Annotated in this window: 17 protein-coding genes and 2 pseudogenes; 16 read left to right on the top strand and 3 right to left on the bottom strand. The window is 68.8% G+C overall.

What is annotated here, in order from left to right; translation table 11 throughout:
* Window positions 1-83: 83 nt before the first annotated feature.
* The 6 genes from ACV22Z_RS31495 to ACV22Z_RS31520 all read left to right on the top strand — a co-directional run bounded on the left by ACV22Z_RS31495 (window position 84) and on the right by ACV22Z_RS31520 (window position 7009).
* Window positions 84-638, top strand: a complete 555-nt coding sequence (locus ACV22Z_RS31495) for a GNAT family N-acetyltransferase (RefSeq protein WP_448080149.1) — start codon at window positions 84-86, stop codon at window positions 636-638.
* A gap of 70 nt (window positions 639-708) precedes the next feature.
* On the top strand, window positions 709-1650 hold the full coding sequence (locus ACV22Z_RS31500; RefSeq protein ID WP_448080150.1) for an ABC transporter substrate-binding protein: 942 nt from the start codon (window positions 709-711) through the stop codon (window positions 1648-1650).
* Between the two features lie 71 nt (window positions 1651-1721).
* The gene (locus ACV22Z_RS31505) at window positions 1722-2759 is read left to right on the top strand and encodes an LLM class flavin-dependent oxidoreductase (RefSeq protein ID WP_448080151.1); all 1038 of its coding nucleotides are present in this window, start codon (window positions 1722-1724) and stop codon (window positions 2757-2759) included.
* Between the two features lie 27 nt (window positions 2760-2786).
* Entirely contained in the window at window positions 2787-4136 is a 1350-nt protein-coding gene (locus tag ACV22Z_RS31510; RefSeq protein ID WP_448080152.1) for an LLM class flavin-dependent oxidoreductase, read from the top strand.
* A gap of 79 nt (window positions 4137-4215) precedes the next feature.
* A complete protein-coding gene (locus tag ACV22Z_RS31515; protein WP_448080153.1) occupies window positions 4216-6018 on the top strand; it encodes an amino acid ABC transporter permease/ATP-binding protein in 1803 nt (600 codons plus the stop codon).
* A 49-nt stretch (window positions 6019-6067) separates the two neighbouring features.
* A complete protein-coding gene (locus ACV22Z_RS31520) occupies window positions 6068-7009 on the top strand; it encodes an ABC transporter substrate-binding protein (RefSeq protein ID WP_448080154.1) in 942 nt (313 codons plus the stop codon).
* Window positions 7010-7240: 231 nt separating this feature from the next.
* Here the strand turns inward: ACV22Z_RS31520 and ACV22Z_RS31525 are convergent.
* Both ACV22Z_RS31525 and ACV22Z_RS31530 read right to left on the bottom strand, forming a co-directional pair.
* Window positions 7241-7435, bottom strand: a pseudogene (locus tag ACV22Z_RS31525) (LLM class flavin-dependent oxidoreductase); the annotation flags it as partial.
* The gene (locus ACV22Z_RS31530) at window positions 7386-8351 is read right to left on the bottom strand and encodes an ABC transporter substrate-binding protein (protein WP_448080155.1); all 966 of its coding nucleotides are present in this window, start codon (window positions 8349-8351) and stop codon (window positions 7386-7388) included. The pseudogene ACV22Z_RS31525 and the gene ACV22Z_RS31530, both read right to left, overlap by 50 nt.
* A 326-nt stretch (window positions 8352-8677) precedes the next feature.
* Between ACV22Z_RS31530 and ACV22Z_RS31535 the strand changes: the two genes are divergently transcribed.
* The 7 genes and pseudogenes from ACV22Z_RS31535 to ACV22Z_RS31565 all read left to right on the top strand — a co-directional run bounded on the left by ACV22Z_RS31535 (window position 8678) and on the right by ACV22Z_RS31565 (window position 18330).
* Window positions 8678-9595, top strand: a complete 918-nt coding sequence (locus ACV22Z_RS31535) for an alpha/beta hydrolase family protein (protein WP_448080156.1) — start codon at window positions 8678-8680, stop codon at window positions 9593-9595.
* Window positions 9592-10023 carry a MarR family winged helix-turn-helix transcriptional regulator gene (locus ACV22Z_RS31540; protein WP_448080157.1) on the top strand — a complete coding sequence of 144 codons (432 nt, stop codon included), beginning with the start codon at window positions 9592-9594 and terminating at the stop codon, window positions 10021-10023. Before ACV22Z_RS31535 ends, ACV22Z_RS31540 begins: the two co-directional genes overlap by 4 nt.
* Window positions 10024-10611: 588 nt before the next feature.
* Entirely contained in the window at window positions 10612-12060 is a 1449-nt protein-coding gene (locus tag ACV22Z_RS31545; RefSeq protein ID WP_448080158.1) for a sialidase family protein, read from the top strand.
* A 375-nt stretch (window positions 12061-12435) separates the two neighbouring features.
* Window positions 12436-13260, top strand: a pseudogene (locus ACV22Z_RS31550) (TolC family protein); the annotation flags it as partial.
* Window positions 13261-13319: 59 nt separating this feature from the next.
* Window positions 13320-14393, top strand: a complete 1074-nt coding sequence (locus tag ACV22Z_RS31555; protein ID WP_448080159.1) for an HlyD family secretion protein — start codon at window positions 13320-13322, stop codon at window positions 14391-14393.
* A complete protein-coding gene (rbbA, locus tag ACV22Z_RS31560) occupies window positions 14390-17191 on the top strand; it encodes a ribosome-associated ATPase/putative transporter RbbA (protein WP_448080160.1) in 2802 nt (933 codons plus the stop codon). Before ACV22Z_RS31555 ends, rbbA begins: the two co-directional genes overlap by 4 nt.
* A 2-nt stretch (window positions 17192-17193) precedes the next feature.
* A complete protein-coding gene (locus ACV22Z_RS31565; protein WP_448080161.1) occupies window positions 17194-18330 on the top strand; it encodes an ABC transporter permease in 1137 nt (378 codons plus the stop codon).
* Window positions 18331-18417: 87 nt separating this feature from the next.
* Here ACV22Z_RS31565 and adhP read toward each other — a convergent pair whose 3' ends face one another.
* Window positions 18418-19446, bottom strand: coding sequence for an alcohol dehydrogenase AdhP (gene adhP, locus ACV22Z_RS31570; protein ID WP_448080162.1), 1029 nt, complete (start codon window positions 19444-19446; stop codon window positions 18418-18420).
* Between adhP and ACV22Z_RS31575 the strand changes: the two genes are divergently transcribed.
* From ACV22Z_RS31575 to ACV22Z_RS31585, 3 genes are all read left to right on the top strand, one after another.
* Window positions 19445-19741 (top strand): hypothetical protein, encoded by a 297-nt coding sequence (locus ACV22Z_RS31575; protein ID WP_448080163.1) that lies wholly within the window; start codon window positions 19445-19447, stop codon window positions 19739-19741. The two genes, adhP and ACV22Z_RS31575, sit on opposite strands and share 2 nt — an antisense overlap.
* A gap of 278 nt (window positions 19742-20019) precedes the next feature.
* Window positions 20020-22047, top strand: coding sequence for a TonB-dependent receptor (locus ACV22Z_RS31580; RefSeq protein ID WP_448080164.1), 2028 nt, complete (start codon window positions 20020-20022; stop codon window positions 22045-22047).
* 498 nt (window positions 22048-22545) lie between these two features.
* Window positions 22546-24186 (top strand): methyl-accepting chemotaxis protein, encoded by a 1641-nt coding sequence (locus ACV22Z_RS31585; protein WP_448080165.1) that lies wholly within the window; start codon window positions 22546-22548, stop codon window positions 24184-24186.
* Window positions 24187-24327: the final 141 nt, after the last annotated feature.

The following is a 24327-nucleotide window of genomic DNA, read 5'->3' on the forward strand; positions in this document are numbered from 1 at the left end:
CGACAACTGCGCCGCGATAACGGACTGGCCGTCTGCCTGAGCCCGGACCTGGACGTCCGCGTCGCGCGCCACTCGTGACGCCCATGGCCATGACCGACCGCATCATCGATACGAACCCGCTCGACGTCCGCGCCCAGCCGCTGATCGACGCGCTGATCGACGAATACGCAACGCGCTACGACGCGTACCGCCCCGACAGCCGCGCAGCGGCGCGCGAAGAACTCGCCCGCTATCCGGCCGAACGGTTCGCGCCGCCGGAAGGCGCGTTCGTGCTGCTGCTGCGCGACGGCGAAACGATCGGCGGCGGTGCGTTCAAGCGCTACGACGCGCAGACGGCCGAGCTGAAGCGCATCTGGACGCGCGCCGACCTGCGCCGCCAGGGGCTCGCACGGCGCGTCGTCGAGGCGCTCGAAGCGCGCGCCGCGCACCTGGGCTATCGCCGCGTCTACCTGACGACGGGCTTTCGCCAGCCCGAAGCGTGGGCGCTCTACGACGACACGGGCTACACGCGCCTGTTCGATCCGTCGATCGATCCCGAGCTGTATGTCCACTTGCCGTTCGGCAAGGACCTCGTCGAGCCGTCGCGCACGGCGACGCTGGCCGATCTGTGGGCGCCCGAGCCGGCGCTGCCCCGCTGAACGCGCATCGCGCTTTTAACGTTCGACACCCTTTCCCGTATTTCCCGTATCCGACCGACAGGACACCTTCATGCAACGAGCCACCCCTTTCGCTTCTTTCGCCATGCGCACGCTGAGTGCCGCGCTGATCGGCCTCACGGCGCTCGCCGCGACCGCCGCGACGTTCGACCTGAGTCCCGAGCAGCGCGGCCGACCGCGCGGCGTCGCGGACCCGGCGGCCGAGCGCGCGGTGCCTGCCGCGTTCAGGTTCGCCGAGCCCGACACGTTCACGATCGGCATTGCACCGAGCCTGCCGCCGATCAGCTCGTACGCAACCGACGCGCGCACGGTCATCGGTTTCGACGCCGACATCGGCCAGCTCGTGGCGGACAGCCTCGGGCGCAAGCTGAAGATCGTCGCGCTCGCCTGGGCCGACTGGCCGCTCGCGCTCGAATCGGGCAAGGTCGACGCGGTGATCTCGAACGTGACGGTCACCGAGGAGCGCAAGCAGAAGTTCGACTTCTCGACGTACCGCAAGGACCAGGTCGGCTTCTACGTGCGCAACGACAGCAAGATCGCGGCGATCCGCGAGCCGAAGGACGTCGCGGGGCTGCGCGTCGTGACCGACGCCGGCACCAACCAGGAAAAGATCCTGCTCGCATGGGACCGCGAGAACGTCGCGCATGGCCTCAAGCCCGTGCAGGTGCAGTACTACGACGACCAGGCGATGCGGATCGTCGCCGTGCAGTCGGGCCGCGCCGATGCGGTGTTCAGCGTGAACTCGGTGCTCGCGTACCAGAGCGCACAACGGGGCAAGACGCGGCTCGTCGGCGCGATCAGCGGCGGCTGGCCGCGCACCGCCGACATCGCGATCACCACGCGCAAGGGCAGCGGCCTCGCCGAGCCGCTGACGCTCGCGCTGAACGGGGTGATCAAGAACGGCCGCTACCGGCAGGTGCTCGACCGCTGGAATCTCGGTTCCGAGGCGATCGACGAGGCGCGCACCAATCCGCCGGGGCTGCCGAAGTCCTGATTCGCCGCAGCGGTTGATCCCCGTCCATCGACACCCTTCCATCAATACCGCAGGCAGGAACGCCGCACACCATGTCTTATTCGCTTTCATTGCTGGACAAGAGCCCGATCGCCGACGGTTCGAACGCCGCCGACGCGCTGCGCTTCACGGTCGCGCTCGCGCAGCGCGCGGAACAGCTCGGCTACCGCCGCTTCTGGGTCGCCGAGCATCACGGCGCGCCGGGCTTCGCGAGTTCCGCGCCCGAGATCGTCGTCGCGCATCTGCTCGCGCATACATCGCGCCTGCGGATCGGCTCGGGCGGCGTGATGCTGCAGCACTACAGCCCGTTCAAGGTCGCCGAATCGTTCAAGCTGCTCGCGTCGCTCGCGCCGGGCCGGGTCGATCTCGGGATCGGCAAGGCGCCCGGCGGGCTGCCGCTGACGACCCGCGCGCTGCAATGGTTTCACGACCGGTCGAAGAAGCCCGATTTCGCCGCGCAGCTCGCGGAGCTCGACGCCTTCCTCGGCTGGGGCGTCGCCGAAGACCACCCGCTCGCGGGCGCGGTCGCGCTGCCGGTGCCGCCACAGCCGCCGGAGCGGATCCTGCTCGGCGGCTCGCCGGACAGCGCCGCGCTTGCCGCGCGCCACGGCTGGCGCTTCTGCCATGCGGGGCACTTCAACGGCGACGACGCGAACCTCGAGCGCTCGCTCGACGCGTATCGCGATGCGGGCGGCACGCGGCCGCTCGTCGCGCTGTATGCGGTGGCCGCACCGACGCGCGACGAGGCCGAACGGCTGATCGGCCCGCTGAAGATCTTCAAGCTGCAGCTCGCGAGCGGCCAGAGCTTCAATCTCGGCAGCGCGCAGGCGGCCGCCGAATTCGCGCGGCAAAGCGGCGCGACCGGCTACCGGATCGACGAGCTGCGCCCGGCCGTGCTCGCCGATACGCCGGAACGTGTGCACCGCGCGCTCGATGCGCTGAGCCGGCGGCTCGGCGTCGACGAGTTCGTGATCGATTCGCCGGTGACCGACTACGCGGCGCGGCTCGCGTCGATCGAATGGCTCGGCGGCGCGCTGCCGGCCGCGCCGGCGCAGGTGGCCGCTGCCGCCGTTGTGCCTCCTTCCCTCTGAATGCCACGCAGGACACAGGACACGCCCATGACCCGACGATCCATCACTTTCGGCCTGATGCTGCAAGGCGCTGGCAGCCACATGAACGCGTGGCGGCATCCGAGCAACCCGCCGGACGCCAGCATCAACCTCGACTTCATCACGCGCATCGCGCGCAAGGCGGAGGACCACGGCATCGCGTTCGCATTCGTCGCGGACGGCCTCTACATCAACGAGAAGTCGATCCCGCATTTCCTGAACCGCTTCGAGCCGCTGACGGTGCTGTCCGCGCTCGCGGCCGCGACGAAGAAGATCGGCCTCGCGGGCACGATCTCGACGTCGTACAGCGAACCGTTCACGGTCGCGCGGCAGCTCGCGTCGCTCGACGTGATCAGCGGCGGACGTGCGGGCTGGAACGTCGTGACGACGCCGCTCGAAGGCACCGCGAGGAATTTCGGCAAGACGCATCCGGAGCATGCACTGAGATACGAGATCGCCGACGAATACCTGAGCGTCGTGCAGGGGCTGTGGGACAGCTGGGACGACGACGCGTTCGTGCGCGACCGCGCGACCGGCCAGTTCTTCGCGCGCGACAAGCTGCACACGCTCGATCACGACGGCCGTTTCTTCCACGTCGCGGGGCCGCTCAACATCCAGCGCTCGCCGCAGGGGCAGCCGGTGATCTTCCAGGCCGGCTCGTCGGATGCGGGGATCGGGCTCGCCGGCAAGTACGCGGATGCCGTGTTCACGCATTCGCCGTCGCTCGACGAGACGCGCGCGTTCACGCAGCGCGTGAAGCAGAGCGCGGTCGAGCATGGCCGCCGCGCCGACGACGTGAAGATCTTCCCGGGCATCGGGCCGATCGTCGGGCGCACGGCGGCCGAGGCCGAAGAGAAATACGACGCGATCCGCAACCTGCTGACGATCGACGAGTCGCTCGCGTATCTCGGCCGCTACTTCGATCACCACGATTTCACGCAATACCCGCTCGATGCGCCGTTTCCCGAACTCGGCGACATCGGCCGCAACAGCTTCCGCTCGACCACCGACCGGATCAAGGCCGACGCGAAGCGCAACCGGCTCACGCTGCGCGAGACCGCGCTCGCGGCCGCGACGCCGCGGCCGACCTTCATCGGCACGGCCGCGCATGTCGCCGACGAGATCGTCCGCTGGATCGACGCGGGCGCGGCCGACGGCTTCATCCTCGGCTTTCCGGTGCAGGCGCAGGGCGTCGACGATTTCGTCGAACTCGTGATTCCCGAGCTCGAAGCGCGCGGCCGCTATCGCCGCGACTTGGCCGGCAGCACGCTGCGCGATCACCTGGGCTTGCCGCGCAAGGCGAGCCGCCATGCCGTGGCGCCCGCAGCACACGACGCCGCCGCCGAAGCGCACGCCTGAGCGCCGCGCCGCTGCACGGCTGCCCAACTGTTCCGCTGCCCCGCGCGGCGTATCGACCGATTCGAGGAACTGCATCGACATGAGCGACACCACCCATCTCGGCGGCGCGCTGCCGCCGCTCTCTTCCACCGACGCGCGCGACGCCGGCACCCGCTTGGCGGTAGTGCCGGTCCGGCACCGTTCGGCCACGGCCGGCACCGTGCTCGCGGTCGTGCTGATCGCGATCGCGCTGCACTCGATCCTCGGCAACCCGCAATGGGGCTGGCCGGTGTTCGCCGAGTGGTTCCTGTCGCCGCCCGTGCTGTCCGGGCTCGCGCGCACGCTGCTGCTGACCGTGCTCGGCGCACTGCTCGGCCTCGTGCTCGGCGCGTTCGTCGCGCTCGCGCGGCTGTCGCGGTCGCGGCTGCTGGCGGCGAGCGCGTGGACGTTCGTGTGGCTGTTCCGTTCGATCCCGCTGATCGTGCTGCTGCTGATCCTCAACAATCTCGGCTACCTGTACGAGCACGTGCGGCTCGGCGTGCCGTTCACCGACATCACGTTTTTCGACGTCGCGACGACCGAGCTGATCAGCCCGTTCTTCGCGGCCGTGCTCGGCCTCACGCTGCACCATGCGGCGTTCTCCGCCGAAGTGATCCGCGGCGGCATCCTCGCGGTCGACCAGGGCCAGCTCGAGGCCGCGGCGGCGCTCGGCCTGCCGCGCGGGCGCCAGACGATGCGGATCGTGCTGCCGCAGGCGATGCGCGCGATCCTGCCGACCGCGTTCAACGACCTGATCATGCTCGCCAAGGGCACGTCGATGGTGTACGTGCTCGCGATGCCGGAGCTGTTCTACACGGTGCAGGTGATCTACCGCCGCAATCTCGAGGTGATTCCGCTGCTGATGGTCGCGACCGTCTGGTATCTGATCATCCTCACCGTGCTGTCGGCGATCCAGGTGCAGGTCGAGCGGCACTATGCGCGCGGGGCGCTGCGCAACCCGCCGCCGTCCGCCCTCACCTTCGTGCTCGCGCGCGCCGGCGCGCTGTGGCGGCGGATATCGGCACGCGGGGCACTTGGGGCACGCAGCGCACGCGTGACGCACGCCGTGGCGGCCTCGTCCGACAGTGTGGTGGCGCCGCGCCGGGGTGGCGAGGTGGTCGTGCATCGGGTCTCGAAGCAGTTCGGCACGCAGCGCGTGCTCGACCACGTGTCGTTCGTCGCGCCGCGCGGCAGCGTGACGGTGATCGTCGGGCCGTCGGGCTCCGGCAAGTCGACGCTGCTGCGCACGATCAATCACCTCGAGCGCGTCGACGACGGTTTCATCGACATCGATGGCGAGCTGATCGGCTACCGGCGCGATGGCGACGTGCTGTACGAGCTGAAGGAGCGCGACGTGCTGAAGCGCCGCACGGAGGTCGGGATGGTGTTCCAGAACTTCAACCTGTTCCCGCACCTGACCGTGCTCGAAAACCTGATCGAGGCACCCGTCGCCGTCGGCGGCGCGACGCGCGAAGCGGCCGAGCACACCGCGCGGACGTTGCTCGCGCGCGTCGGGCTCGTCGACAAGGCCGACGTGTTTCCGCGCCAGCTATCGGGCGGCCAGCAGCAGCGCGTCGCGATTGCACGCGCGCTCGCGCTGCGGCCGAAGGTGCTGCTGTTCGACGAGCCGACGTCGGCGCTCGATCCGGAACTCGTCAACGAAGTGCTCGACGTGATCAAGGAGCTCGCGCGTTCCGGCACGACGCTCGTGATCGTCACGCACGAGATCGGCTTTGCGCGCGAGGTCGCCGACAACGTGCTGTTCATGGAGCGCGGGCGCATCGTCGAGGCGGGGCCGCCGGCCGTCGTGCTCGACACGCCGACGCATCCGCGCACGCGCGAATTCCTGTCGCGGGTGCTGTGATGGCCGCGTGCGCCCGCTCGATGGCTTTCAACTTGCGAGATCCGAACCGATGATCGACCGACGCCTGTTTCTGACGGCCGCGCTTGCTACCGCCACCGGCTTGCCCTTGCCTTTTTTCCGCACGGCGCTTGCCGCCGCACCGGCAGCGGATCTGGATCCGCGCCAGGCGGGCCGCGTGCGGGCGCCTCTGGATACGGCCGCGATCCGCGCGGCAAGCGGCTATCGCTGGGTGCGCGACGGCGCGTTCACCGTCGCGATCTCGCCGCACGCGCCGCCCGTGTCGACCTATGCGACGGACGCGCGCACCGTGGTCGGCGCCGATCCCGACTATGCGCAGCTTGTCGCCGACGCGTTCGGGCGCACGCTCGTGCTGGTGCCGATCGCATGGGCCGACTGGCCGCTCGGCCTGACCTCGGGCAAGTACGACGCGGTGATATCGAACGTCGGCGTGACCGAAAAGCGCAAGGAGAAATACGATTTCACGACCTACCGGCTCGGGCTGCACGGCTTCTACGTGCGCACCGCGAGCCCGATCGCGAAGATCGCGGAGCCGAAGGATGTCGCGGGGCTGCGCATCATCACGGGCGCGGGGACGAGCCAGGAGCGAATCCTGCTCGAATGGAGCCGCCGCAACGTCGCGCTGGGGCTGAAGGCAACCGAGCTCGTGTATTTCGACGACGAGGCGGCGGCCCGCGTCGCGCTGCTGTCGGGGCGGGCCGATGCCGAGCTGAACCCCAATGCGGCGCTCGCGTACGAGGCCGCGCGCGACGGCAGGATCCGGCGGGTGGGTGTCGTGAATGCCGGCTGGCCGGCGAACGCGGACGTCGCGATCGCGACGCGCCGGGGCAGCGGCCTGGCGCCCGCGCTGACGCTCGCGACCAACACGCTGATCGGCAGCGGACGCTACGGACAGGCGCTTGCGCGCTGGGGATTGCAGAGCGAGGCCGTCGCGCGTGCGGAGACGAATCCGGCGGGGTTACCGTCGTTCTGAGGGAGGCTTTCCGCGGCTGGCGGATGCGTTGAACCAAGAAAGCGGGCGCCCGAAACGGCCCGCTGCGATGCGCGGAAGCCGGCTGCGGCTTCGGCTATCCGTCCGCCCCGCCGTCGACGTGCCGAGCGCTTGCCCCGTCCCCGCTCGTCGCGCGGCTCACACCTGCCGCCCCTTGCCGATCCAGTTCGGCGATATGCGCATGAATCGCGGAAATCAATGCATCGCCTTACCAGCGCCGCCGCCGGGCACGTCGACCTCCGCGCCGGGTGTCGTGGTGATCATGCGGATGATGTCGACTGGCATGTCGGGATGTCCTTCGAAGATGGGGATGTCGGGTATCGCGCGCACCGCCGCGCGGCGATGCGCTTCGGTGCGGTCATTGCGCGGCGGCCGCCGTCTGCGCGGGCGCGGCGAATGCGCCCGCATACGAGCGATCGAGCAGCTTCGCGGTGTCGTACGGAGCGGGGATCACGCCGGCCTTGTGCAGGAAATCGGCGGTGTTCTGCGCGTCTTTCGCGGCGGCCGCGTCGAGCGGGCCGATGCGCTGGTGCGCGTTGTTGAGCCAGCGGTATGCGACGTCCGGCTCGAGCTTCGCGCGTTTCGCCCACAGGTCCGCGTATTCGCGCGGATGGCTGTCGACCCATTGGCGCGCGGCGACCACGCGGCGCAGGAAATCGGTGATCTCCGCGCGCTTGCCGGTGACGGCCTGCTCGTTCGCCGCAATGAAGCTGAGCGCGGGCATCAGCCCCTGCGCGGTGACCACGGGCCGCGCGCCCTGCCGCAGCGCGAGCGTGCTGACGAACGGCTCCCACAGCGACACCGCGTCGACCGAGCCGTTCGCGAGCGCGTTGGTCGCGTCGATCGGCATCAGGTACGCGTACTTGACCGCATCGGCGCGCAGCCCCGCGTGTTCGAGCGCACGCAGCACGAGCTGCTGGCTCCACGCGCCGCGCCACACGGCGATCGTCTTGCCCTTGAGATCCGCGACGCTGCGCACGGGCGAGTCTTTCGGCACGAGAATCGCGACGCCGTCGAGGCTCTGGCGCGACACGGCGACGACCTTGACCGGCGCGCCGCGCGCGGCGAGCGTCAGCAGCGCGGAATCGCCGAGGAAGCCGACGTCGATCGCATTGCCGTTCAGGCTTTCGGCGACGGGCGCGGCGGCCTGGAAATGCTTCCACTCGATCGTGTAAGGCAGGTCCTTGAGCACACCGGACGCCTCCATCGACGCCTGGATATTGAAGTAGTTCTGTTCACCGACGCGCAGCGTGACGGTGTCTTTCGCGATGCCCGGCTGCGCGGCAAGCGCCAGCACGAGCGCGGTGACGATTCGGCTCAGCAACGTGATCTCCCGGATGGATGGTCGAACGGCCTGCGGCCGCGCATGGCGGCGCCCGCTCGTGGCCCGTCGCGCGCGGTATGGGGTGCATGGTGCGCAATGGACGGTTTGAACCGGGGACGATACGTTTGCCCGCGTCATAAGACAAACGCAATATTCTGCTAAGTAAATATGCGAGCGTTTTATGACATGGCGGGCCGTGACCGCGCATGCATGCGCGGCCTGCCCAGGGCGCATGGATTCGAGCGTTTCCTCGATAGATATTTCGTGAGCGAAATACATTCGGCGATATATTTCGCACGTGAAATACCTGTCGAAACGAGGGCGCCATGACTTCCCGATCGATCGAGTTTTCCGCCGCCGACAGCTACCCGCTGCGCGGCACGCTGTGGCTGCCGGACGCCGAGCCGTCCGCGCTGGTGCTGATCCATCCGGCGACCGCCGTGCCGGAGCGGCTGTATGCGGGTTTCGCCCGCTACCTGACGGCGCGCGGCTTTGCGGCGCTGACCTACAACTACCGCGGCATCGACGCATCGCGTCCCACGCGCCTGAACCGCCTGCGCGCGCGCATGCGCGACTGGATCGATCTCGACGTCGAGGCGGCGACCGCTTGGGCGCGTCATGCGTTTGCCGGCGTGCCGCTGCTCGCGGTCGGCCACAGCGTCGGCGGCCACGCGATCGGCCTGAGCGCGGGAACGCGCCATCTGCATGCGGCGGTGCTCGTCGCGTCGCATGCGGGCAGCACGCGGCTGATCGCGCGGGCGGCCGAGCGCCTGAAGGTGCGGCTGATCCTGCGCGTGCTGGGGCCGCTGACGTCCGCGCTGCTCGGCTACGTGCCGGGCAGCCGGCTCGGGCTCGGCGAGGACATGCCGGCCGGCGTGTTCCGCGAATGGAGCGGCTGGACGACGCTGCCGCACTACTTCTTCGACGACCCGACGCTCGGCGCCGCCGAGCGGTTCGCAGCGCAGCGGCTGCCGATTCTCGCGCTCGGCTTCGACGACGACCCGTGGGCGAACCCGGTCGCCATCGACCTGCTGTTAAGCTATCTGACGCATGCGACGGTCGAGCGCCGCCAGATCGACCCGCGCGCAGCAGGCAGCGGGCCGGTCGGGCACATGGGCTTCTTTCGCAGCCGTCCGGGCACGGTGCTGTGGCCGGGCGTCGCGGACTGGCTCGCGCAGGCGCTCGACGGGCCGCGCGACGCATGCCCTTCTTCCCCTTCCACGCCAGCCGGGACGCGAGCTTGAGCGACGAACGACGACTGTTTTTCCTGTTGAACATCGGCCAGCGGCGCGTGCAGCGCTGGGTCGACCGCAAGGCCGAGACCGATGCGCGCGCAAGCGCCGCGCAGGCCGGCGTGCTCTTCTATCTCGTGAAGCAGGACGGCGCCTTGATCGGCGAGGTCGGCGCGGCGCTGCAGATCGCGCCGTCCGCGATGACGGGCCTCGCGGACCGGATGGCGAAAGCCGGCCTCCTCACGCGTCACCACGATTCGGACGACGGGCGCGCCACGCGGCTGTTCCTGACCGACGACGGCCACGCGGCGCTGAAGAAGGCGCGCGTGCTGCTGCGGGCATTGAACGAGAAGCTGTGCGACGGGTTTTCCGATGAAGAACTGGACGTCGTCGCGCGCTGGCTCGGCGCGCTGCAGACGCGTTTTCCGGCCGAGCGGTGATCGGGTCGCGGGTGCGGAGATGCCACGTGCGTGACGCGATCGGGATTGCGTCACGCAAATGACGCGGTTACGAGATCGGCCCACGAAGCGAATCGAATTCAATTCGCTTTTCGTTTCGATTTTTTTGTGCTTGCGAGACCGCATTTTTTCGCGCCGATTTGCCGCAATATTTTCTGATCGACGGCGCGTGTTCCGGCAACGCTTGCCGACTTCGCACAGTTACAAAAAATTGCCTGCTGCTCGGGGTTTTGTTCGCCTACATTGCTAACCGCTTCGACGTATTCGTCCGATCGAAAAGACTTGGGGACGCCCGCGCGATGGCCATGACGCGCGGGTCCGAAAAGGAACGAGAATCAACAGGAGTCTTAACCGATACGCTGGCGGACCCAGCGAAGGCGGAATGCGATGGCTGAAGCGGCAACCTGAACGACGTGCGCCCGCGCAATATGCCACTGCGCGCGTTTCGCCGTGCGTTCACGCTCCGTACGCGGCCCTGCACGCGGCATGCAGCCGCGTGACGGCGCGTGACGGCGCGCGTTGCCGCGGCCTGTCCGGCCACTGCTTCCGCACGTCAACGAGGAGCAGTTCATGCTACGCACTACCCTGCCTCATCCGTTTGTCACCCGGCTGACCGCCGCCGCGGCCGTGCTCGCGTTCGCGGCCTTCGCGCACGCGGACCCCGTGCGCGTGTCGGGCCCGAGCCCGTATGCGGCCTGCACGATCGGCGGCCCCGGCACCGTGTACGTGAACGCCGAGGTCGAGCCGTGGCTCGCGGTGAACCCAGCCAACCCGTCGAACATGATCGGCGTCTGGCAGCAGGACCGCTGGTCGAACGGTGGCGCGCACGGCCTGGTCGCCGGTTACTCGTTCGACGGCGGCGCCAGCTGGGCGCAGACGACGCAGCCGTTCAGCGCGTGCGCGCCGGGCGGGCTGCCTTACGAGCGCGCGTCGGATCCGTGGGTGTCGATCGGGCCGGACGGCACCGCGTATTCGGTGTCGATCTCGTTCAACCAGTCGAACAACAGCAATGCGGTCGCGGCGTCGGTGTCGACCGATGGCGGCCAGACGTGGAGCAGCCCGGCACTGCTGATCCAGAACAACGAACCGACGACGCAGTTCTTCAACGACAAGGAGTCGGTCACCGCGAACCCGGTGAAGGCCGGCACCGCGTATGCTGTGTGGGACCGCCTCCAGTTGCCGAACGGCAATCCGTACGCGAACCTGCACACCGCGGCGTTTCGCGGGCCGACGTACTTCTCGAAGACGACCGATGGCGGCAAGACCTGGAGCAAGGCGAGGAACATCGTCGACGTACCGTCGCGGCAGCAGACGATCGGCAACCAGATCGTCGTCGATCCGAAGACCGGCACCCTCTACGATTTCTTCGACCTGATCCAGCCGCCGTTCAGCAAGGCCGCGGGCAAGGTCGCGTTCGTCAAGTCGACCGACGACGGGCACACCTGGACCAAGCCGCAGATCATCGCCGGCTTGCAGACGGTCGGCGTGACCGATCCGAACACGGGCGAGCCGGTGCGCACCGGCGACATCATCCCGGAACCCGCGATCGATCCCGCGACCGGCCAGCTCTACGTCGTGTGGCAGGATTCGCGCTTCAACGGCGGGAAATACGACGAGATCGCGCTGTCGACATCGACCGACGGCGGCGCGACATGGAGTGCGCCGCTGCAGGTGAACACGCCGACCGGGCGTGCGGCGTTCAACCCGTCGGTGCGCGTGGACAACGCGAATGCGGTGATGGTCACCTACTACGACTTCCGCGCCCTGCTGGCCGGCAACACGACGACGCTGCCGACCAACTTCTGGCGCAAGATCTCGCTCGACGGCGGCAAGACCTTCGTCGCCGAGCGTCGCGTCGGCGGGCCGTTCGACCTGAAGATCGCGCCGAACGCGGAGGGCTTCTTCATCGGCGATTACCAGGGCCTCGATGCGGGCCCGTCGTCGTCGTTCCATCCGTTCTTCATCCAGACCAACTCGGGCAATCTCGCGAACCGCACCGACGTGTTCTTCGCGCCGTGACGGTCGCCCGGCCGCCTTCGCGGCAGCCGGTTCGCAACACGTGATGGGCTCGCGCCGGCGATCGCCGGCGCGCCGTCCCGTCCCCGTCCTGCCGTCGTGCCGCCCCGCACGGCACGCTGCGTTTCCATTGGCGCACCTCGTGCATGCCGGCAGGCTCCGGTTGCGCTGAGTCGCGTGCATGTCAAGCGAGGAAACGCTCGAAACGCCCTGCCATTCGCCTGACCCAGATCAACGGCGGCAACCGCAATCGTCAGATATAACTGAGCGCGTTCCGGCAAACGGACAAGCGCATCAGCCATGCGTGGGCCTGCTCCTGTCGGGCGCCGCCACGATGGCGGCGCGATGCAAGCATTCCAACCCATTCCGAGGAATTCCATGCGCCACGTTGCGCTCCCCGACCCGCCGCCTGCACGGGCGCGCGCCGCCGTTGCGCGGGCCGCGTGCGTCGCGGCCGCGCTGACGTGCGGCGGACTGCTGTCGGGTTGCCTGTCGCTCGCACCGCACTATGCGCGTCCCGCGCAGCCGGTTCCGGCGACCTATCCGGACGGCAAGGCCGGCGAAGCGGCGCCCGCGGTCGCCCTACCCGATTGGCGCACGTACTTCACCGACGCACGCCTGCGCACGCTGATCTCGCAGGCGCTCGCGAACAACCGCGATCTGCGGGCGGCCGTCGCGCGGGTCGACGAGGCGCGCGCCGTGTACGGCATCCGGCGCGCGGACCAATGGCCGTCGATCAACGCCGGCGCCGCGTATGCGCGGTTTCGCGCGCCCGGCGGCCTGCTCATGCCGACGCCGTTCATCGGGCAGCTCTACGATGTGCAGCTCGCGGAAACGCAATGGGAGATCGACTTCTGGGGCCGCGTGCGCAACCTGAAGGACGCCGCGCTCGAACGGTATCTGGCGAGCGACGCGGCCCGCCGGGCGGTGTCGCTCAGCCTGATCACGCAGGTGGCCGACGCGTATCTGGCCGTCTGTGCGCTCGACGAGCGCATCGTGCTGACCCGCGAGACGATCGGCAGCCGGCGCGAGTCGCTGCGGATTTTCCGGCGGCGCTACGACGAAGGCGCGATCTCGCGGCTGGACCTGACGCAATCGGAGATCCTGCTGCAGCAGGCGGAATCGCTCGGCGCGCAACTCGGCCAGGCGCGCGCGGCCGCCGCGGACGCGCTGTATGGCGCGCTCGGCGGCACCGCGCAGGCTGGCGGCAACGACGCGCCGGCGTCCTCGACTCACGATTCGACCGATTCGGGTAATACGCAATGAAGACGTTAAAACGCCAACATCTGATCGGGCTCGGCGTGGCCGTGATCGCGCTGGGTGCCGCTTATTACGGCTGGACGCGCTGGCAGGACGGCCGCGCCGACGCGGGGCTCGTGAGCGGCAATGGCCGCATCGAGGCGACCGAGATCGACGTGGCGACCAAGCTCCCGGGACGCGTCAGCGCGATGCTGGTCGATGAAGGCGATTTCGTTCAGGCCGGCCAGCCGCTTGCGAGCATGGACGTGGTCGTGCTGCAGGCACAGCTCGACGAGGCCCGTGCGAAGGAGCAGCAGGCGTTGAACACGGCCGCGAGCGTCGACGCGCAGGTCGCGCAGCGCAGCAGCGACAAGGCGGCGGCCGAGGCAGCGGTCGTGCAGCGCGAAAGCGAGCTGGACGCCGCCCGGCGGCGGCTCGCGCGCTCCGAGACGTTGTCGCGCGAAGGCGCATCGTCGATGCAGGAGCTGGACGACGACCGCGCCCGCGCGCGCAGCATGGAGGCGACCGTGCGGGCTGCCCGCGCGCAGGTCGAAGCGGCCCAGGCCGCGATCGACGCGACGAAGGCGCAGCTCGTGGCCGCCCGTTCGGGCGTCACGGCCGCGCAGGCGACCGTCGCGCGCGTGCAGGCCGACATCTCGGACAGCCAGCTGGCATCGCCGCGCGCCGGCCGCGTGCAGTACCGCGTGGCCGAGCCCGGCGAGGTGCTGCCGGCCGGCGGCAAGGTGCTCAATGTCGTCGATCTGTCCGACGTCTACATGACGTTCTTCCTGCCGGAGACCGTCGTCGGCAAGGTGCCGCTCGGCGCCGACGTGCGCATCGTGCTCGACGCCGCGCCGCAGTACGTGATCCCGGCGCGCGTGTCGTTCGTGTCGAGCACCGCGCAGTTCACGCCGAAGACGGTCGAGACGGCCAGCGAACGGCAGAAGCTGATGTTCCGCGTGAAGGCGCGCATCGACCGCGACCTGCTGCAGCGGCACCTGAGGCTCGTCAAGACCGGGCTGCCGGGCGTCGCGTGGCTGAAGATCGATCCGCACGCGAGCTGGCCGGACACGCTCGCGGTCAAGGTGCCGCAGTGACGCCCGCACAGGACGAAGCGGGCCAGGTCGCGGAGGCGCCGGTCGCCTCCGGCAGCGGCACCGGCAGCGTCGTCAGCCTGTCCGGCGTGACGCTGCGCTACGGCCCGGCCTGCGCGTTCGACGGCGTGACGCTCGACATTCCCGCCGGACGCATGATCGGACTGATCGGCCCGGACGGCGTCGGCAAGTCGAGCCTGCTGGCGCTCGCGTCGGGCGCGCGCGCCATCCAGCAAGGACGCGTGATCGCGCTCGGCGGCGACATGGCGTCGGCCGCGCACCGCGATCGCGTCTGCAGCCGGATCGCCTACATGCCGCAGGGGCTCGGCAAGAACCTGTACGCGACGCTGTCGGTCGAGGAAAACCTGCAGTTCTTCGCGCGCCTGTTCGGTCACGACGCGGCCGAGCGGCGGCGCCGGATCGACAGCCTGACGCGCAGCACCGGCCTCGATCCGTTCCTGGACCGTCCGGCCGGCAAGCTGTCGGGCGGGATGAAGCAGAAGCTCGGCCTGTGCTGTGCGCTGATCCACGACCCCGACCTGTTGATTCTCGACGAGCCGACCACCGGCGTCGATCCGCTCGCCCGCGCGCAGTTCTGGGCGCTGATCGGCCGCATCCGCGCGGCCCGCCCGTCGATGAGCGTGCTGGTCGCGACCGCTTACATGGACGAGGCGCAGCGCTTCGACTGGCTGATCGCGATGGACGCCGGCCGCGTGCTGGCGACGGGCACGCCAGCCGAATTGCTGGCGCGCACCGGCTGCGACCGGCTGGAATCGGCGTTTGTCGCGCTGCTGCCGGACGAGCGGCGGCGCGGCTACGTACCGGTGCAGGTGACGCCGCTGCAGGCGGACGACGCGGCCGGCTACGCGATCGAGGCGCACGGCCTGACGATGCGGTTCGGCGACTTCGTCGCGGTCGATCACGTGAGCTTCCGGATCCGGCGCGGCGAGATCTTCGGCTTTCTCGGTTCGAACGGCTGCGGCAAATCGACGACGATGAAGATGCTGACCGGCCTGTTGCCCGCGACGGACGGCGACGCGAAGCTGTTCGGCCAGCCCGTCGCAGCCGGCGACATCGACACGCGCCGCCGGGTCGGTTACATGTCGCAGGGCTTTTCGCTGTACGGGGAACTGACCGTGCGGCAGAACCTGGTGCTGCATGCGCGCCTGTTCGGCGTGCCGGAAGCGGACGTGCCCGCACGCGTGGCCGAGATGACCGAGCGCTTCGGCCTTGCCGGCGCGCTCGACACCCTGCCCGAGCGCCTGCCGCTCGGCATGCGGCAGCGGCTGTCGCTGGCGGTCGCGATGGTGCACAAGCCGGAGTTGCTGATTCTCGACGAGCCCACGTCCGGCGTCGACCCGGTGGCACGCGACAGCTTCTGGCGGCTGATGATCGAACTTGCGCGGCGCGATCGCGTGACGATCTTCATTTCGACGCATTTCATGAACGAAGCCGAGCGCTGCGACCGGATCTCGCTGATGCACGCCGGTCGTGTGCTGGCGAGCGACGCGCCCGCCGAGCTGGTGCGGCAGCGCGGCGCCCGCACGCTCGAGGACGCGTTCATCGGCTATCTGATGGACGCGCAACGCACGAGCGACGCGGCGGCGGCCGCGCCGGAAGACGCGCGGTGGCTGCCCGACGCACCGGCGCCCGGCGCGTCGGCCCGCCCCGCTCACGCGTTCAGTTTGGCGCGCGCCGGCAGCTACATGTGGCGCGAAGTGCTGGAGCTGCGCCGCGATCCGGTGCGGGCGACGCTCGCGCTGCTCGGCTCGCTCGTGCTGATGTGCGTGATCAGCATCGGCATCAGCCTCGACGTCGACAACCTCACGTTCGCGGTGCTGGACCGCGACCAGACGATGCTGAGCCAGGGTTACACGCAGAACCTCGCCGGCTCGTGCTACTTCGTGCAGCGCGCACCGCTGTCGGGTTACGACGACCTCGATCGCCGCATGCGCAGCGGGAAGCTGTCGCTTGCGATCGAGATCCCGCCCGATTTCGCGCGCGACGTCGCGCGCGGCCGGCGCGTGCAGATCGGCATGTGGATCGACGGCGCAATGCCGATGCGCGCGGAGACGATCCGCGGCTACGTGGCGGGCATGCACGAAAACTGGCTGCGCGACGAAGCGAAGCGCCGGCTCGGCGTATCGCTGTCGCCGGCAGTGGACATTGCCGTGCGCTATCGCTACAACCCCGACGTGAAGAGCCTGCCGGCGATGATCCCGGCAATCATGCCGATGCTGCTGCTGATGCTGCCCGCGATGCTGACGGCGCTCGCCGTCGTGCGCGAGCGCGAGCTCGGCTCGATCGTCAACCTGTACGTGACGCCCGTCACGCGCACCGAATTCCTGATCGGCAAGCAGGCGCCGTACATCGTGCTCGCGATGCTGAACTTCCTGCTGATGGTCGTGCTGGCGGACCTCGCGTTCGGCGTGCGGATCAAGGGCAGCTTCGCGACGCTGCTGCTCGCGGTGCTCATTTTCAACGTCGTGGCGACGGGTGTCGGCCTGCTCGCGTCCACGTTCACGCGCAGCCAGATCGCCGCGATCTTCATGACGATCATCGGCACGCTGATTCCGGTCGTGCAGTTCTCGGGGCTGCTCACGCCGCTGTCGTCGCTCGAAGGCAGCGGCAAATGGATCGGCACGATCTATCCGGCCACCTACATGCTCGCGATCAGCCGCGGCGTCTACAACAAGGCGCTCGGGCTCGGCGATCTGTGGACGCAGTTCTGGCCGATGCTCGCGTCGGTGCCGGTCGTCCTGATCGCCACCGTCGCGTTGCTCAGAAAGCAGGAAACCTGATCATGCAGCGTCTGCTGACCAGTCTGCTGACCATCTACCGGCTCGGGATCAAGGAACTGTGGAGCCTCGCGCGCGACCCGATCCTGCTCGTGCTGATCGTCTACACGTTCAGCGTGTCGATCTACGCCGCCGCCACCGCGCGGCCCGACACGCTGCACAAGGCGCCGATCGCGATCGTCGACGAGGACGCGTCGCCATTGTCCGCTCGCCTCGCGGCGGCGTTCTTTCCGCCGCAGTTCACGCCGCCCGCGATGGTCGGGGCCGCGTCGGCCGATCGAGGGCTCGACGACGGCGACTACACGTTCGCGCTCGACATCCCGCCGAACTTCCAGCGCGACATGCTGGCGGGACGCCCCGCGACGATCCAGCTGGACGTCGACGCGACACGGATGAGCCAGGCGTTCACGGGCAGCGGCTACGTGCAGCAGATCGTCTCGGGCGAGATCGACGCGTTCGTGCGCCGCTATCGCGGCGGCTCCGATCTTCCGGTCGATCTCGCGGTGCACATGCGTTTCAATCCGAATCTCGACGAGGTCTGGTTCGGCGCGCTGATGGAAGTCATCAACAACGTCACGATGCTGTCGATGATCCTCACGGGCGCGGCGCTGATCCGCGAGCGCGAGCACGGGACGATCGAACACCTGCTCGTGATGCCGGTCACGCCCGCCGAGATCATGCTCGCGAAAGTCTGGTCGATGGGGCTCGTCGTGACGGTCGCGGCGCTGGCGTCGCTCGTCTTCGTCGTGCAAGGCGCGCTGCAGGTGCCGATCCCGGGCTCGCTCGGCCTGTTCGTCGCCGGCATGGCGCTGCACCTGTTCGCGACGACGTCGATGGGGATCTTTCTCGCGACGCTCGTGCGCAGCATGCCGCAGTTCGGCATGCTGCTCGTGCTGGTGCTGCTGCCGCTGCAATTGCTGTCCGGTGGGCTGACGCCGCGCGAGAGCATGCCGGTGGCCGTGCAGGACGTGATGCTCGCCGCGCCGACGACCCATTTCGTCGAGCTCGCGCAACGCATCCTGTATCGCGGCGCGGGCCTCGACGCGGTGTGGCCGCAGTTTGCGATTCTGTTCGCGATCGGGGGCGTGCTGTTCCTGCTGTCGTTGAAGCGGTTCCGCAAGACCATCGGGCAGATGGCGTGACCGGACGGGTGGTCCGCACGCGGTACGGAATGCGGCGTGCCGGGGAGCCGCGCGCTTTGTCGCGGCAAGGCCGGCACGCCGTCGGGATCACTGCATGTCGGTCAGCACGATGCGCCCGTCGACCTGCCCCGCGCGCAGCTTCGCGAACACGTCGTTGATGTTGCCGAGCCGGTCGCGATGGATGTGCGCGCGCACGAGCCCGTCCGCCGCGAAGTCGAGCGATTCCTGCAGGTCGCGCCGCGTGCCGACGATTGAGCCGCGCACGGTGATCCCGTTCAGCACGGTCGAGAAGATCGGCAGCGGAAAATCGCCGGGCGGCAGGCCGTTCAGCGCGACCGTGCCGCCACGCCGCACCATCCCGAGCGCCTGCGCGAACGCGCTCCTCGACACCGCGGTAACGAGCACGCCGTGCGCGCCGCCGATGGTCTTCTGGATGACCGCGGCCGGATCGTCGGTCGACGCGTCGATCGTCAGCTCCGCGCCGAGCTGCTTCGCGAGCGCGAGCTTCTCGGGCGCGACGTCGATCGCCGCGACGTGCAATCCCATCGCGCGCGCATATTGCACGGCGACATGCCCGAGCCCGCCGATCCCGGAGATCGCGAGCCACTGGCCGGGTCGCGTGTCCGTCACGCGTATGCCCTTGTAGACCGTCACGCCCGCGCACAGGATCGGCGCGATCTCGTCGAACGCGACCTGCGCGGGAAGATGGCCGACGTAGTCCGGATCGGCGAGCACGTATTCCGCGTAGCTGCCGTTGACCGAGTAGCCAGTGTTCTGCTGCTGGTGACACAGCGTTTCCCAGCCGCTGTAGCAGTGTTCGCAATGCCCGCAGGCCGTGTACAGCCATGGCACGCCGACGCGGTCGCCCTCGCGCACATGCGTGACGCCAGCGCCGACCGCCGCGACGACGCCCACCCCTTCGTGCCCCGGAATGAACGGCAGCGACGGCTTGACCGGCCAGTCGCCGTCGGCCGCGTGTAGGTCGGTATGGCAGACGCCCGACGCCTTGATGTTGACGAGGATCTGGCCCGGGCCGGGCGTCGGCACCGGCACCTCCTCGATGCGCAATGGTTCGCCGAACGCGTGCACCACCGCGGCTTTCATGGTTTGCGTCATGCGTCGCTCCTGTCTGGTCGATGAACGCCCCAGTATCCGCGCGCGGGATGGCGGACGGTTGATGCGCGTCAACGCGCCGGGCCGCGCGTGGCGGCGAAAGCCTGTCGCGAAACGCCGCAGCGCGCGGATTCGGCGCGCGGGACGCGACGGCGGCGGGCGTGAAAACAGATGCCGGACTCAGGCGATTTCAACCGGACGCGCGAACGATTGCCCGGCCGGCGCGTGCGGATTCCATCCCCTCACCGGCCTGACCGAAGGCCTGCCGAAAACGGCTGTCGTCCCCGGTTTCGCGTGATTGCTCGAGTCGGGATGAAAGCCTCCGTTTTGAATTTGAAATGATATAACGTATCATTTCGCCGACTCGGCCGTCGCCGGGACATGGCACCTACGCCGGCACGTACGTGCAAGTCCCGTCATCAGGCCCGATCCCGATGGGTTACTGCGCGCGGCGAATGCAACAATATATCGTTTCCAGCGCGCGCGGTGGCCTGGTTTGACTTCACCCGAACGACCACACCGACCATGCGCGACCAGCCTCGTTTACCCCTCCGCCCGCTCTCCCCGCTTTCCTTGATGCTGCTCGCGACCGTCGCGCACGCGCAGACCGATACGCCCGCCGAAGCCAACGAGTCCGCCGGCGTGGCGCTCGCGCCGATCTTCGTGACCGCGAACCCGCTCGGCGACGCGCAACTGATCGCGCCAACCGCGCAACTGTCCGGCAATGCGCTGACGCGCCGCCAGGCCGATTCGCTCGGCGAAACGCTGAACGGCCTGCCGGGCGTGTCGACGACGACCTACGGCCCGATGGTCGGCCGCCCGATCATCCGCGGGATGGACGGCGACCGGATCCGGCTGCTGCAGAACGGCGTCGCCGCGTATGACGCGTCGTCGCTGTCGTTCGACCACGCGGTGCCGCAGGATCCGCTGACGATCGAGCGCGTCGAGATCGTGCGCGGCCCGGCTGCGCTGCTGTACGGCGGCAATGCGGTGGGCGGCGTCGTCAATACGATCGACAACCGCATTCCGCGCGACGCGATCGAAGGCGTGACGGGCGCGCTCGATGCACGTTACGGCGGCGCGAATTCGGTGCGCGCGGGCGCCGCACAGGTCGAAGGCGGCAACGGCCGCTTCGCGTTCCACATCGACGCGTTCGACCGCGAGACGAGCAAGCTGCGAATTCCCGGCTACGCGCATAGCGACGCGCAGCGGGCGCTAGACGGCCCGGACGCGCCGCAGCCGTACGGCAGCGTGCCGAACAGCGACGGCCGCGTGCACGGCGGCGCGGTCGGTGCATCGTACACGTGGGCGGACGGCTTCACGGGCCTGTCGTACAGCGGCTACGAGTCGAACTACGGTTCCGTCGCCGAGGACGACGTGCGCCTGCGGATGCGCCAGGAGCGCCTCACGGTCGCGTCCGAGCTGCGCAACCTGCGCGGGCCGTTCTCGCAGCTCAAATTCGACTTCGCGTACACCGATTACCGGCACAAGGAAGTCGACCACGGCGAAACCGCGACGATGTTCCGCAATCGTGGTTACGAAGCGCGCATCGAGGCGCGCCACCGCAAGGTCGGCCCGTTCGAGGGGGCGCTCGGCGTGCAGTTCGGCCAGAACACGTTCTCCGCGCTCGGCGACGAAACCCTCGTGCCGAGCACGCGCACGACGAGCGTCGCGCTGTTCGGGCTCGAGGAATGGCAGGTGTCGGACGCATTGAAGCTGAGCGTCGGCGGCCGCTACGAGCATGTGAAGCTGCAGCCCGATCCGGCGGGCGTCGAGAAATTCGCCGGCGCGCAGCCGCGTGACGTCAACGCAGGCAGCGTGTCCGCAGGCGCGCTGTTCGCGCTGACGCCAATGTGGTCGGTGGCCGCGAACGTCGCGTACACGGAGCGCGCGCCGACGTTCTATGAGCTGTATTCGAACGGCCCGCACGACGCGACCGGCCAGTTCCTGATCGGCAATCCGAACGCTCAAAAGGAAAAAGCGGTGTCGACCGACCTGTCGCTGCGCTACGCGAGCGGGCCGAACCGCGGCAGCGTCGGCATGTTCTACAACCGTTTCTCGAACTACCTGACGGAGTTCAATACGGGCCGCGTCGTCGACGGCGACGGCGAGCCGGTCGCGCCCGGCACCGACGGCGCGCTGTACGAGGCCGTCTATCGTGGCGTGCGCGCCGAGTTCTACGGCGTCGAACTGGACGGCAAGTGGCGCGCGTTCGCGCGGCGCGGTCATACGGTCGATCTCGAACTGATCGCCGACTACACGCATGCGCGCAATGTCGACACCGGCCAGCCGCTGCCGCGCATCGCGCCGCTGCGCGCGACGCTCGCGGCCGACTACGGGTACGGGCCGTTCGGCGCGCGTGCGCAGGTCACGCACGCGTGGGCGCAGCACCGCGTGCCGGACAACGACCTGCCGACCGCCGGCTATACGTCGCTCGGCGTGATGCTGACCTACAAGTTCCGGGTTGGCGCGACGCACTGGCTCGCGTACCTGCGCGGCGACAACCTGACGAACCAGGACATCCGCTACGCGAGCTCGGTCGTGCGCGGCTTCGCGCCGGAAGGCGGCCGCAGCGTGATGGCCGGCTTGCGGACGACGTTCTGACCGCGCCGGCGGTCGACGTCACGCAGCAGCGGCGGTGCGCATGCGCGCCGCCCTGTCCGGCTGGACGCCGGCGCGAGTGGCGGTGTGCAGCCGACCAGCCGCTCCGGTAAACGGGCCTGCGTCACGTCATGCACGCAGGCCGCGCTCCAATTGCGTATTGCGAACGATCGCAGCAATAAAAGTCATATTGAAAGGATGCAATCAGGCAAATTGAAATGTATTTACTGGTGAAATTCAGATTTAATCGGGTCGGTTGAGTTTTCGGCAATGGCCTCGCTGCTTGTTCGACAATAAATAATTCAATCACGAATGATTTTGGCCTTTTCAAATCCCGCAACAGTCGAGCCGGATGGCCCGCCCGAAAACGGTGAATTTGAAAAAATCAGGGTTTAGGAAGGGTAAAGGTCGATCAAAAATACCCGTTAATGCCGGCACGACCCGGATAGCGGGTTGAACAACAACAACCCTACCGCTACTCCTTCCTCCGAGAGGCCAAACGTGAAAATCGCCAGACTGTCCATCAAAGCAAAACTGCTTGGCGGCTTCGGCCTGCTTGCCGCGGTCGTCGTGATCGTGTCGGGCATGGCGCTCAAGGCACTGTCCGATACGAACGACGAGTTTTCGCGGTACATGAACGGCGTCAATGCGCGCGCGAACCTGGCCGCGCAGATCCGCACGGCGGTCGACGAGCGTGCGATCGCGGCGCGCAACCTCGTGCTCGTCACGAAGCCGGCCGATGTCGAACTCGAACTGGCTGACGTGCAGCGTGCGCACAAGGATGTGCAGGACCGCCTCGCGAAGCTGAATGAGCTGGTCGGGGCCGGGAGCGGCGCGACCGACCGGGCGCGCGAACTGGTCGACGACATCGCACGCATCGAGCGCAGCTACGGCCCGGTCGCGCTGAACATCGTCGGCCTCGCGCAAAGCGGCAAGAAGGACGAAGCGATCGCTGAAATCAATGACCATTGCCGCCCGCTGCTCGCGCAGCTCGTGCACGCGACCGACGCATACGCGACTCACACACGCGCGCGCGAACTCGTGATCGCGCAGGCGTTCGCGGCCCGCTATGCGAGCGAGCGCAACCTGCTCGTCGTGATCAGCGTGCTGGCGGTGGTGCTCGCGGTCGGCGGCGGCCTGTGGATCACGCGGGCGATCTCCAGGCCGATCGGCAAGGCGGTCGACGTCGCGCGCACGGTGGCCGACGGCGATCTCGGCAGTCAAATCCACGTGCGCGGCAACGACGAGACGCGCGACCTGCTCGACGCGTTGCATACGATGAATGCACGGCTGATCGACATCGTGAGCCGCGTGCGCGATTCGTCGAACAGCATCGCGACCGCAGTCGGCGAGATCGCGTCGGGCAACCTCGACCTGAGCCAGCGCACCGAGGAACAGGCCGCGTCGCTGCAGGAGACGGCCGCGACGATGGAGCAATTCACGTCGACGGTGCGCCTCAATGCGGAAAACGCGCAGCAGGCAAGCGCGCTTGCCGCGAACGCGTCGGACGTCGCGCAGCGCGGCAGCGATGTGGTCGGGCGCGTCGTCGACACGATGACGGAGATCGGCGACAGCTCGTCGAAGATCGCGGACATCACCGGCATCATCGAAGGGATTGCCTTCCAGACCAACATCCTCGCGCTGAACGCGGCGGTCGAAGCGGCCCGCGCGGGCGAACAGGGGCGCGGCTTCGCGGTCGTCGCGAGCGAGGTGCGCAGCCTCGCGCAACGCTCGTCGACAGCCGCGAAGGAGATCAAGGCGCTGATCACCGCGTCGGTGCAGACGATCCGCGACGGCTCGACGCTCGCCGGCGAAGCCGGCCGGACGATGACCGATGTCACGCAGGCGGTCGCGCGCGTGACCGACATCATGGGCGAAATCGCGGCCGCGTCCGCCGAGCAGAGCCGCGGTATCGACCAGGTCAACCTGACGATCACGCAGATGGATCAGACGACGCAGCAGAACGCGGCGCTCGTCGAGCAGGCCGCGGCCGCGTCGAAGTCGCTCGACGCGCAGGGGCGTGAACTCGCCGAGACGGTCGCCGCGTTCCGGATGCCGGGTGGCGAGCGCGCGCGATTCGCGTCGCACGCATCGCACGCAGCGGCCGCCGGCGCGCGCGACTGGCAGTCGGCCGCGGCGTAACGCGCAGCGAGGTGTGCGTGGGTGCGCAGGATTGTCGCGCTCGAGTACCGCGACTGCGTCGCCGGCTCGAGCGTGACGGTGCACACATGCGCAAACACGCGTAAACGCGCGCGTCGGCAGCGCGCACACGTTTGCGCTCCG

It is taken from the genome of Burkholderia sp. PU8-34 (assembly GCF_053427725.1).

What these genes read in the sequence shown, in the direction of transcription:
- ACV22Z_RS31495 (WP_448080149.1), top strand. Translation starts at nt 84, where the DNA reads ATGGCCATGACCGACCGCATCATCGATACGAACCCGCTCGACGTCCGC.
- ACV22Z_RS31500 (WP_448080150.1), top strand. Translation starts at nt 709, where the DNA reads ATGCAACGAGCCACCCCTTTCGCTTCTTTCGCCATGCGCACGCTGAGT.
- ACV22Z_RS31505 (WP_448080151.1), top strand. Translation starts at nt 1,722, where the DNA reads ATGTCTTATTCGCTTTCATTGCTGGACAAGAGCCCGATCGCCGACGGT.
- ACV22Z_RS31510 (WP_448080152.1), top strand. Translation starts at nt 2,787, where the DNA reads ATGACCCGACGATCCATCACTTTCGGCCTGATGCTGCAAGGCGCTGGC.
- ACV22Z_RS31515 (WP_448080153.1), top strand. Translation starts at nt 4,216, where the DNA reads ATGAGCGACACCACCCATCTCGGCGGCGCGCTGCCGCCGCTCTCTTCC.
- ACV22Z_RS31520 (WP_448080154.1), top strand. Translation starts at nt 6,068, where the DNA reads ATGATCGACCGACGCCTGTTTCTGACGGCCGCGCTTGCTACCGCCACC.
- ACV22Z_RS31535 (WP_448080156.1), top strand. Translation starts at nt 8,678, where the DNA reads ATGACTTCCCGATCGATCGAGTTTTCCGCCGCCGACAGCTACCCGCTG.
- ACV22Z_RS31545 (WP_448080158.1), top strand. Translation starts at nt 10,612, where the DNA reads ATGCTACGCACTACCCTGCCTCATCCGTTTGTCACCCGGCTGACCGCC.
- ACV22Z_RS31555 (WP_448080159.1), top strand. Translation starts at nt 13,320, where the DNA reads ATGAAGACGTTAAAACGCCAACATCTGATCGGGCTCGGCGTGGCCGTG.
- ACV22Z_RS31565 (WP_448080161.1), top strand. Translation starts at nt 17,194, where the DNA reads ATGCAGCGTCTGCTGACCAGTCTGCTGACCATCTACCGGCTCGGGATC.
- ACV22Z_RS31575 (WP_448080163.1), top strand. Translation starts at nt 19,445, where the DNA reads ATGCGTCGCTCCTGTCTGGTCGATGAACGCCCCAGTATCCGCGCGCGG.
- adhP (WP_448080162.1), bottom strand. Translation starts at nt 19,446, where the DNA reads ATGACGCAAACCATGAAAGCCGCGGTGGTGCACGCGTTCGGCGAACCA.
- ACV22Z_RS31580 (WP_448080164.1), top strand. Translation starts at nt 20,020, where the DNA reads ATGCTGCTCGCGACCGTCGCGCACGCGCAGACCGATACGCCCGCCGAA.